The 10,731-nt window shown below is 40.6% G+C and carries 7 protein-coding genes and 1 pseudogene; 3 read left to right on the top strand and 5 right to left on the bottom strand.

Annotated elements, in window-relative coordinates; translation table 11 throughout:
• Positions 1–206: 206 nt before the first annotated feature.
• On the bottom strand, positions 207–2,879 hold the full coding sequence (locus AB4140_RS16315; RefSeq protein ID WP_372001751.1) for an ATP-binding protein: 2,673 nt from the start codon (positions 2,877–2,879) through the stop codon (positions 207–209).
• A 197-nt stretch (positions 2,880–3,076) separates the two neighbouring features.
• Between AB4140_RS16315 and AB4140_RS16310 the strand changes: the two genes are divergently transcribed.
• The 3 genes from AB4140_RS16310 (at position 3,077) to AB4140_RS16300 (ending at position 6,104) form a co-directional block, all read left to right on the top strand.
• Positions 3,077–3,550 carry a hypothetical protein gene (locus AB4140_RS16310; protein WP_241901131.1) on the top strand — a complete coding sequence of 158 codons (474 nt, stop codon included), beginning with the start codon at positions 3,077–3,079 and terminating at the stop codon, positions 3,548–3,550.
• A gap of 2 nt (positions 3,551–3,552) precedes the next feature.
• A complete protein-coding gene (locus AB4140_RS16305; RefSeq protein WP_372001749.1) occupies positions 3,553–4,593 on the top strand; it encodes a porin in 1,041 nt (346 codons plus the stop codon).
• A gap of 398 nt (positions 4,594–4,991) precedes the next feature.
• On the top strand, positions 4,992–6,104 hold the full coding sequence (locus AB4140_RS16300) for an NADH:flavin oxidoreductase (RefSeq protein ID WP_372001747.1): 1,113 nt from the start codon (positions 4,992–4,994) through the stop codon (positions 6,102–6,104).
• Positions 6,105–6,228: 124 nt separating this feature from the next.
• Here AB4140_RS16300 and AB4140_RS16295 read toward each other — a convergent pair whose 3' ends face one another.
• The 4 genes and pseudogenes from AB4140_RS16295 to AB4140_RS16280 form a co-directional block, all read right to left on the bottom strand.
• The gene (locus AB4140_RS16295; protein ID WP_303445494.1) at positions 6,229–7,374 is read right to left on the bottom strand and encodes a cupin domain-containing protein; all 1,146 of its coding nucleotides are present in this window, start codon (positions 7,372–7,374) and stop codon (positions 6,229–6,231) included.
• Between the two features lie 199 nt (positions 7,375–7,573).
• Positions 7,574–8,947: an MATE family efflux transporter gene (locus AB4140_RS16290; protein WP_102435658.1), complete on the bottom strand. Its 1,374-nt coding sequence runs from the start codon at positions 8,945–8,947 to the stop codon at positions 7,574–7,576.
• A gap of 771 nt (positions 8,948–9,718) precedes the next feature.
• On the bottom strand, positions 9,719–10,195 hold the full coding sequence (locus tag AB4140_RS16285) for a cytochrome b/b6 domain-containing protein (RefSeq protein ID WP_303459077.1): 477 nt from the start codon (positions 10,193–10,195) through the stop codon (positions 9,719–9,721).
• Positions 10,196–10,551: 356 nt separating this feature from the next.
• Positions 10,552–10,731: pseudogene (locus AB4140_RS16280) on the bottom strand (permease); the annotation flags it as partial.

Genomic DNA, 10,731 nt, shown 5'->3' with positions numbered 1-10,731 from the left:
GTAATTGATAGCGATTAGTGATTTTTCGATGTTTGGTTGCATCTCAAGATAATCAGCAAATCAGGCATTCATACAATCAGGTAATCAGCCAATTATATAATCAGATATTTATACAGTCAGCAAATCAGGCATTTATATGATCAGGCATTTATACAATCAGCTTATTGGTGTTAGCCTAAATTCAATTACTGCAAATACTCTTACAGCTAACCTGCAAGCTTGGTGACCTGTTTTATTTTCTCGATAAGAACATGCTTTTCAAATGGTTTTGCCAAATAATCATCCATTCCTGATTCATAACATTTCTCAATATCTTGATCCAGTACACTGGCGGTAAGTGCAATGATTGGCAGCCGTTGCACAGATGGGTTTATTTGCTCCCACTCTCTGATTTTTTGGGTGGCAGTAAAACCATCCATAATGGGCATCATACAATCCATTAAGATTGCATCAAATATTTTGCCATCACTAATAAAATCAAACGCCTCAAGCCCATTATTAGCAATTACGAAGTTATAGCCCGCTTGCTTGACTAGCACTGAGGCGACCTTTTGATTAACGAGGTTATCTTCGACAATCAAAATCATGCCGTGAATGGTGCGTGGTTGTTCTTGCTTATCAATACCATCATTGGCGGCTTTTTTTTCAGCTGGGGTGACTTTGTTGCGCAGAGTACGACTTTCGATGCCATTACGAATGGCATCGCTAAAGCGCCTGCCAAGCAGTGGTATGGTGATAGAGGCGTCAATGTTATCTAATGTTCGCTGCTCAGAAGGGCTATTAATGGCAATGGAAAAACTATCTTGCAGCATGAGTAATTCGGGTAATGCTTTTAAAGCCTCTCGGTTCATTGAGGCATTATCAATAAATAACAGATCAAACTTTTGCTTATCCTGTAACAAGTCAAACGGTGATGGGTAACGGTAATTTATGCTAAATTCATGTTTACTACAGGCAGCATCAATAGCATCAATAATATCATTATTACTGGAAATAATTGCCGTAGTCAGGTGTTTAAACTCGTCTCTTTTAGGCTGCTCTTTGGTAATGATGCGGGCTTTAAGTTCAACGCTGAAACAACTGCCTTTACCTTTTTCTGAGCTAACTTTTATATCGCCGCCCATTAACCCCACTAGCTGTTTACAAATTGCCAGCCCAAGCCCTGTACCACCAAATTCACGAGTGATGGTGCCATCCTCTTGGATAAAAGGTGAAAAGATTTGTTGGTGATTTTCTTCTTTAATACCAATACCGCTATCGTATATTTTAATTTTCATATTGGCATAGTTAGCTTCGTCGTAATCGCAGCTCACAGCGACTTTAATAAAGCCGTTATTGGTAAATTTAACTGCATTTGACAGAAGGTTCATTAATACTTGGCGCATTCTATGTTCGTCAAGTGATACTAAGTGAGGCATATGTTCAGGGATTTCAATTTTAAGGTCGAGTTGCTTTTCAACGACTTTAGCTAACACCATAGTGAGGGTGTCATAGATGACCTCGGTAATATTGGTGTCGTTGTAAGCAATAGACAGGTTACCCGACTCAATTTTAGAAAGATCCAGAATATCGTTAATCAATAGTAATAAGGTATGTGAGGATGTTTCTATGGTTTGCAGGTACTCATTTTGCAAAGGAGTTAACCTTGTGCCTGACATTATCTCCGACATGCCAATAATGCCATTTAACGGTGTTCTAATCTCATGGGACATATTGGCCAAAAAAGAACTTTTGGCTTGGTTAGCTCTTTCTGCATCTGATTTTGCTTGCAAGATTTTGGCATCATTTAAAAAGCGTTCATGAATTAGGTTATTGAGCTTTTTAGAGAAGTAGCTTAATTCATCTTTACCACTTTCGTTTATCTTATTTGAGTAATCATGTGTTTTTTCAATTTTTGACATGGTTTTAATCACATGATGCAGATACTTTAGAATGCGGCGGTAAAGGTTTGCGCCAATGGTGCCAATAGTAACGAGCGATATTAGCAATGCAACGCAGAACATAATAATAAGCTGCTTAGACTTTGCTATTTCAGAGTGAATATTGGTGGATAATTGCTCTGAAATGGTAGTGACAACATATTGAATTAAGTTCAAACGCTGATTAAACACCTCCAAGTTAGCATCTGTATTATCAACAATTTCATTCCCTTGCAGAAATTGGCTGCGCAGCTGATAACTTTGTTGGAATGCTTGATCTGAAAAGGTAGTTAATAACAGGTCTACTTGCTCAGGCTTGGCGCTAATATTAATAAAGCGATCGACATACAGTTGTTGTCTTTCAGCGCTCATATTCAATTGACTCAGCAGATCTTCGTCGCCTCGATTCGTTATCAGTTGATCCATTAGCCATTTTTCTTCTGCAGACCACAGTGATAGCCATTGCAATTGAAATAAAATCGTCAAGTTCTGGTTAATTTTTTCAGGTACATCAAGCTTATCTTTTTCTAGCGTCATCAACCCTTGGTTTTGCAATTCGTTCATCCAAATTGACCAATCAAATAAATCCTCTTTGGTAAGGGCTGGCGATTCAGCTAAGGCTTCTTCAGTGCTGTTAAACCATGCTTGAATATCTTCACTGTGTTGAGCGCTAAAGCTTGTGGGTAATAACGCAGACAGTTTCTCAGTAATAGATGTGAATTGGGATAATACAAAGGGCTCATCTTGGCCGCTGAGCGCGTCTTGCGCTTGAGTAATTTGCCGATTAAGCTGGGAAAATAACTCTAAAAAGGTCACTTTGTTGTTAAGGCTGTTTAAAGCTTGCACATTATCAGTTTGTTTTTGGATTTCTAACGCTGATAAAAAACCTGCAAAAACCAATGGTAACAAGACTAGTGCCAACATCCTTGCTTTTATTGAAATACGATTCAATAAATTCATCTCAGCTCCTTGAGTAAAAATTAGCCATAAAAAAGTTAGCTATAAAGTTGTATATCGTAGGGTTCTTGGCTAAGTTTAGATTAGTAAAACTTCTGACTATGTTTAGCATAGTACAAAAACTATCTAGGAATGAAGGTTTTTATATGATTAATGGATTAAACCACAAAGCCTTTTTATTGAGCCTGAAGCATTTTTTTTTGAGTCGATTGTGCACAAGGCGGCTTATCTTTCTTACTGCATTAATTTTATCCCCATCAACTTGGGCTTTAGAGGCTGATACCAGCAAAAGCTCTGAGGTCGAATTCGCTATTTTTAGCCTTAATGATGACATGCCGCCTTTAAGTAAAAGTAAGGCGAGAATGTTATATCGAGGTAAGTCTAAAAAAGTCGGAGGTAGCTTTAAAATTGTCTTAGTTGATCTACCTGAAACCTCCATGCACCGCGAAGAGTTTTATAGCATGTTGCTGGGTAAATCGGTCTCACAAATGAATGGTTATTGGGCCGGGTTGGCTTTCTCCGGCAAAGGCTCGCCACCAGAAGAGTTAGACAGTGATGATATAAAGAAGATCCTCAAATGGCTGAACGACAATCCTAATGGTATTGCATATGCTCCGATAGAGTCGGTGCCTGAAGAAGTTAATATCTTAATCACAGTGCCACAAGGAGAGTAGCCATGTTATTAAACCGAAAATACATAATTTTACTATTAACCCTTGGCATGGCAACCAATGCACAAGCTGCGATAGAGCTGACTGATAACTTTTCCATCAGTGGTTTTGGTTCAACATCTATCAGTAAATCAGACAATAAAGCGCCATTATTTATTAACCGGGAAATAACAGATGAAACCTGTTATGACTGTGATACTTTATTTGGAATACAACTTGATTTAGATGTGTTTGAGGGCTTTGATGCATCAGCTCAAGTGGTTAAGCGCACCCAAGATAAATGGAGCGAACCTGAGTTAGAATGGGCCTACCTAAGTTATGAATTTAGTGACTTTAAAGTAAGGGCTGGCCGATTGCGCTTACCCTTGTTTTTAGTCTCTGAGTTTTATTTTGTTGGCCAAGCCTATGCGTGGGCAAGGCCGCCGGGTGAGATTTACGACTCGATTTTAGGTACCACCTCATACGATGGTGTTTCGCTGGCTTGGCAATATGAATTATCTGATGAAATATCACTTACCGTTTCACCTTATTATGGTTTCGGCCGCTTAACTGAGGTGAATTTAGGGCCGATATTGATGCAATTTGATTCTGACTATACCACCGGAATATATGTCGATTTAGTAGGGTTTAATTATCGTATCCATACTGGATTTTTACGGTCTAAATATACTTTACGCCCAGCCCCTACTGCTGATGAGTTAAGTGTATTTACTTTGGGGGCAGAATACAGTTTAGATGCTTGGCAGTTTATGGCTGAATTTGAACATGATGAGCTGCAAAGTAATTGGTACGCCAGTGTTGGTTATGCAATCGATGATTTTACTCCCTATGTGGTTTATGCCGAGAGTCGTGAGCTTAGAGAGAGTCAAGGGGTGACTATAGGGCTTCGCTATGATGTGACTTCATCGATTTCACTTAATGCTGAGTACCAGTCCATTTTAGGGGATAATCCAATAAACCGAGCGCAATTTGCCGCACCACCAATTATTTGGGGTGAAAGTACCGATGTTGAGTTATTAAGCTTGATGGTGAACTTTGTCTTTTGATGCTAACGAAACGTGTTGATGCTAGCTAAAGGTTTTGAGGCTAGGCAGTTAACTGCCTAGCCTTTTTAAATAGTTAACACTTTACCGCGATACTTATTTTTAGCTGTTTTGCTCGCAAAGATAGCTGCTTTGGCTTAATTGACTATTTAGTTTGCTATGTTGAATAATACGGCAAAGCGCCATCATTCATAACGCTTTTCGTAAAAAGAGCTTTAGATCAACCTCATGTAGTACACCAGCCGCCCCCTTAGCGGATATTCTTATTCAATCGCCCTAGTTAATTACCTCTTTTGGACTATATAGCTAGGTCTCACTTCTGAATTGTAGTTGTTTGATTGTTGAACAACGCCCTTTATAATGCCGCCGTTTAATAGATGACGCTTTTTAGAGGATGTAACTTGAGCACTTTGTATACAGAAACCCACATTGGCAGCATGCAGTTAAAGAACCGCTTTATCCGCAGTGCGACTTGGGAAAATATGGCAACTGAAGATGGCCATATGACAGAAAAGTTATACGCCATATACAAAGAGCTTGCTCAAGGTGAAGTCGGCCTGATCATTACAGGTTATGCCAATATCGTCGCAGAAGAAAAACCCAATGCGGGCATGATGGGCATGTACGACGACTCCTTTATCGAGGAATACAAACAGCTAACGGAATTAGTTCACCGTAATGGCGCCAAAATAGCCATGCAGCTGGCCTATGGTGGCACCAAAACCACTTACAACGTGGGTGAAAGAGTGATTTTTGCCCCAAGTGAGGTTTGCGAGCGTGGCACAAAAACCTTAGGTAAAGCCATGACCATTGCCGAGATAGATTACATAGTGCAGGCATTTGCGAAAGCGAGTTTACGGGCAAAACAATCAGGTTTTGATGGGGTTGAAATTCATGGGGCCCACAGCTATTTAATTAATCAGTTTTTAAGCCCTTATTACAATCAAAGAGATGATCAATATGGTGGCAGCCTAGAAAACCGCCTGCGCTTATTAGTTGAAATCTATACGGAAACCAGAAAGCTGGTGGGTGATGATTACCCGATACTGGTGAAATTAACCGCCTGTGATTTTTTTGAAGGTGGCTTAACCTTTGCTGAAACCCGTGTTATTTGTAAAAAGCTTGCAGCCATTGGCGTTGATGCCATTATCATTTCTGGCAATATTCATGGTAAAGCTAATGACATGATTGGTGAGTCGTTTGAGGGGCATACCATTCAGCCACAGGGTTATTTTCATCAATATGGCGATGTGATAAGTCGTGAAGTGAATATACCAGTTATTACTGTAGGCGGGCTAACGGACATTGATGCCATAGAAACCATTGCCGCGAATACCAATATTCAATACTTTGCCCTATCAAGACCATTATTGTCAGAGCCTGATCTAGTGAAGCGTTGGCAAAATGGTGATAGAGCTCAAGCCCTATGTGAAACCTGCTCAAAATGCCGCACTAAGCGCGGTAATTTTTGCATTGTAAATAAACAGCGAAAAGCAACTATTGCGGGTTTTTAACTTTTATTCTGTCCATTAAAACTTGTCGATTAAAAAGCGAACCAGATGGTTCGCTTTTTTACGCGATGTTAATTGACTTACTGATGTGAGTTCATCAACTGCAGCTTATCTGAGCCAATCTGATTTAGTCGATGTCGTCAAAATACCAGTAACCAGCATTGACCCAAGCGGTTAATTGCTCAAGCACATCGTTATCGTTTAACCATGGACTTAGGTCTTGTGCACTAAGCTCTTGGGTATCACATAGCAGTGCGATTAAGGCTTCTTTGCCCGCAGATAGTTGCAGTTGCTCGCCATTGATATACAGCACGCCATCAGCAACGCTGGTTTCAAAGTACAGCGTGCGCAGGCCGCCAAGCTTTACTAAAGGTTGCAGCTTAAGCTGCTCAGTCACATCTAAACTTTGAAACCCTAAACTCTCTTCGGGTAAATCAAGTTCGCACTTAGACTGAGTCAGGTAGCGACCGCTAAATTCACTGACTAGCTTGTCATCAAGGGTGGCAAAAAGTTGCTGTTTAATTCGCTCAAGATCGCTGCTGTTCACAATACCTGAGTGTTCGCTTAAGGCGCGGTCAGGATCGGCAATTTGCTCATTGCACAAATCTTTGTCGATAATGTGATCGGCCATTGAACTGATCATATCTTTTGCCGATGCAGTGCGGTAACCCACAGAAAAGCTCATTGATGGCTCAAGGGTTACCCCATCATGAGGGTAGCCTGGTGGCAGATACAAGATATCGCCAGGGAGTAATTCAACATCAATGATCGGGTCGAATGCTTCGGTGTGCAGTAATGCCGGATGAGCTGCAAACTCTTTGTGCGGCCCAAGATCGCCAACTCTCCAACGACGTCGGCCAGAACCTTGGCAGATAAATACGTCATAGAGATCGATATGAGGACCAACTCCGCCACCCGGTGTCGCATAACTGACCATGACGTCATCTAAGCGCCAGCGAGGGATAAAATCAAAACATTTGAGCAGTTCTTCAGCTTCTGGCACCCAGTTATTAAGGGCTTGGACAATTAAGGTCCAGTCAGTTTCACCGAGCTCTTCATAGGATTCAAATGGGCCAAACTCAGCTTGCCATTCATCGTTTGCTTTAAACACGCGGCGCGATTCAACCACGTCTTCGCAAGCAAGCCCTGCCATTTCTTCTGGTGAAAGCAGGTCTTCAAAGTGTTTAAAGCCTTGACGGATCACCAGTGGTTTCTTTTGCCAATACTGTTCAAGAAACTGTTGTGGCGTCATACCATTTAAATCTAATTGCATATTTATTACTCAGTGAAATTTGCCGCGATACTAGCAAGTATTAGCATTTGGTAATTTGGCCGAGATCATAAAATGGTGGATTAGCTGGTAAAGGCAATAAATCTGCCTAGCTCAATAGCGCCTGAAAAAATCTAAACCTGTTGAGTGTATCAATTCTCTACTTGTCACTGACAATAGCAGCACTTTGTAGACAAAGGTTTTAGTCATACATCAATGCTTGGGCTTTTTTATGATCGAACTCTTTTAGCGACTTTCTGGCGAGTTGCCTAAACGGCAGGGCTTTAACGACTTCTTCAAATGGCTGAATAGCAAAGGCCCAAAAAATTGACCCATCAAAGACTAAAATGATCAGTGCACATAAGGGGATTGAAATCACCCATTGGCCAGTAAAGTTAATTTTGAATACTGCGGTAGTTTTACCCACTGCTCGTAATATATTGCCATGAACCGTGTTGTAACCACGCACGATGGGCAAAAAGATATATAGCGGCGCAATGACAGCTAACGCTTGATAGGTTGCTGCATCTAAATGTGGGTAAATATCGGCAATAAAAATGCTCATAAGACCAAAGAGCATTGCGCAAATCACTGAAATAACCACCGCAATATCGATACTGGTATCAACGTTTTTACTCAAATCATCCATCTTATTAGAACCAATCGCTTGGCTAATGGTAATGGCTGATGAGTGCGACCAAGCCGCAATAAATTGGGTTCCCGCTTTAATCCAAGGCATCACCAAGGTGATGGCGACATAGGCATTAATGTCGAGCTGTGAGTACAGCAACTGATACACAGTCACCCCTATCATCAGCATAGTGACGTTGGCTGCAATCGGGAATATCTCAATAAAATGCAGCCGAATATTGCGGCTCATTGAGGTGTTTTTATCTGGCAGCGTGATTTCGATTACAGGGCTGAATTTCATATATGATCCCAGATACATAAGCCGCACGCTTATGGCAATAATGCTACCTAGTGCGGCGCCTTGAACGCCCATAGCTTCAATTGCGATCGTATCGCTAAACTGATAACCATGAATAAGTAAATAGGACAAGACGGCGTTAATGGGCAACTCAATGAGATACCCTTTAAAGGGAATTTTAGTGCGACCCAAGCCATTAAACAGGGCAATCATCACCTGGGTTAGTGCAGTGTAAAGTATGATGTATTTTGAAATCACTAAGTAACTGGCAATTTCTTGTTGTAACAACACATTGTCTGTCAGCAGGCCAATTAAAGGGCGATCAAACAGGGTTAGCAATATCCAAAAAAGCAAGCCCACCGAGCAGTTAATCATCATCCCAGACCAGAATGCTTTTGATAGTGTTTGATTATTGCCAGAGCCAACGGCGCGACTCAACACCAATTGGGTACCATTGGCCAATGCCATTTGAATACCCAAAATAGCAGCAACAATAGCAGTGGCTATGCCCATAGCCGCTAAGGGGATTTCGCCTAAAGGCGATACTAATAAGGTATCTATCATCAACATGGACTGCATCAGCAGTCCATTTAATGCTAATGGCCAAGCAAGGGAAAGGTTCTTTTTTACATAGGACTGAGAGGGCACGGCTAGACCTTAAATGCGGTTAAGTTAAATCAGTTAAAAACAGAATAAGTTGTAAATTTAATCAAGTTATAGAAGGCGTTAACGTTGAATAATAGGCTAAATAACCATATTTCAATCTTGAATAATCGCTCCAATAAGCTTATTGACAGGCGCTTAGCTCACACTGCACTACTAACGTTTACAGGGACTATCATCGAGTTATACCTATTTGTACTACAATAACTTAAATCGTTTTTGGTTGCTATGGGGGAGCTTTTAGTTTTTCGGGTTATAAATGACAAGATCAGCTATTGGTACTCTGGTAAACAAAGACGCAGGAAGTTATAAGGGCTGGTGCAGTTGAGTGGTCGATTCGATAAAGAGAAAAGCAACACAACTTACTTTTGCTATGGCTTAAGTAAGTTGTGGATTGAGGATGTTACAGTTCGGCTGTGGCAATTAATTACCAGCGCAAGGTATTAATCCTTAGGATTTTAGCTTCATGTTGTGGGAACGAAACTTTAAAAAGCGCGATATTGAACTGACAAAAGTCATAATTCCAAAACACAACACAGCCGGTATCAGTGTTAACAAGGTGACTTTGACAAGTGAAATAACACCGATAAGTAATGGTGAAATATTCGGTTCTGAGTGGGGTTCACTAATAACCATATTGATAGTTGTCGCCCACTCACTCAGGGATACTGTCCACAATAAAGCGGTGAATAGTAGTGAAATTGACAGAATAATAAAACTACGACTTTTCCATTTGTGGCTAAGGTATTTCATAATTTAGGCCTTTTTTGCTGTTTGTTTTTTGAAAAACTTTTTACTCATACCCTTAATCCATTTCCAGTGCATTGCTAAGTGGATCCCTAGCATTGGCATCAATAGATTGCCTAGGTCGTGATGTATTTTTGACCATACCGGAAGGATGTCAAAATGAATCCCTAGCTGAGGTAGCATCACTTCTGACACCAAAAAGCCACTTAAAATAACCATCAGCATTGCTAGGTAGAAAATAAAATCCCACACAGCATTAAAACGGGCTTCACCAGATAATTGGCTGACAAACTTTTTAGGCAGTGACTTTAACCAGTCCCAGTGCAGTAATAGGTGAATAACCAAAGGGACTATAAACAATAAGCTTAACCATTCGTGCAATAAAACCCCTGTGGCTTTAGGGGCGCAAACTAATATAAATCCAATTAACAGTAGTGCATCCATGACGTAGAGTGTTTTACCTAAATCGTCTTTCCAAGTTTTCATTTACTAAGTTTCCATTAACCATCATTGATGACATTTTATTATTCACATTTAGCGATTCATATTCATTGACTGACATGAAAATAGATTGCTGCAATCAGCGCAATTTACCCTAAGTTGATTGACTTTATCAACTAACTTTACTTTGGTTTACACTTGGTATTTTTCACATTCGTAGTCGACTTTTTGTCGTGGTTAATGGTGATGCAGTGATGTTATGCGCAGAAGTGACAGAGGGCCTATTGAATTGCCCGCCACCTTGCGTGGATAGGCTTTTTTATGGCTGATCATTAATAAAAAATAAAAAATAAAAAAGGCCAACATCAATGGCTGGCCTTAGTAATGAGGATCTTAGGGGATTAAATCGCCCAACCACCCATGTAGAAAACAACTAAACCAAGGGTTATGGCGATAACGCCCACTCGAAGTTTACGCCACTCACCGCTGCATATTCGGCCAATGACTAAGGTGACAAACCCTAGCATAATTCCGGTGACGATATTACAACTTAAAATAATAAAGATTGCGCAAGTTAGCCC

This window comes from Shewanella sp. 10N.286.51.B2 (assembly GCF_041469265.1).
GTDB lineage: Bacteria > Pseudomonadota > Gammaproteobacteria > Enterobacterales > Shewanellaceae > Shewanella.
The sequence above is the reverse complement of the archived record's forward strand: the minus strand, read 5'-3'. Positions and strand labels throughout refer to the sequence as shown.

Excerpts from the sequence above, each read along its gene's own strand:
- AB4140_RS16295 (WP_303445494.1), bottom strand. The coding sequence starts at position 7,374 with ATGCAATTAGATTTAAATGGTATGACGCCACAACAGTTTCTTGAACAG.
- AB4140_RS16285 (WP_303459077.1), bottom strand. The coding sequence starts at position 10,195 with ATGAAAACTTGGAAAGACGATTTAGGTAAAACACTCTACGTCATGGAT.
- AB4140_RS16305 (WP_372001749.1), top strand. The coding sequence starts at position 3,553 with ATGTTATTAAACCGAAAATACATAATTTTACTATTAACCCTTGGCATG.
- AB4140_RS16315 (WP_372001751.1), bottom strand. The coding sequence starts at position 2,879 with ATGAATTTATTGAATCGTATTTCAATAAAAGCAAGGATGTTGGCACTA.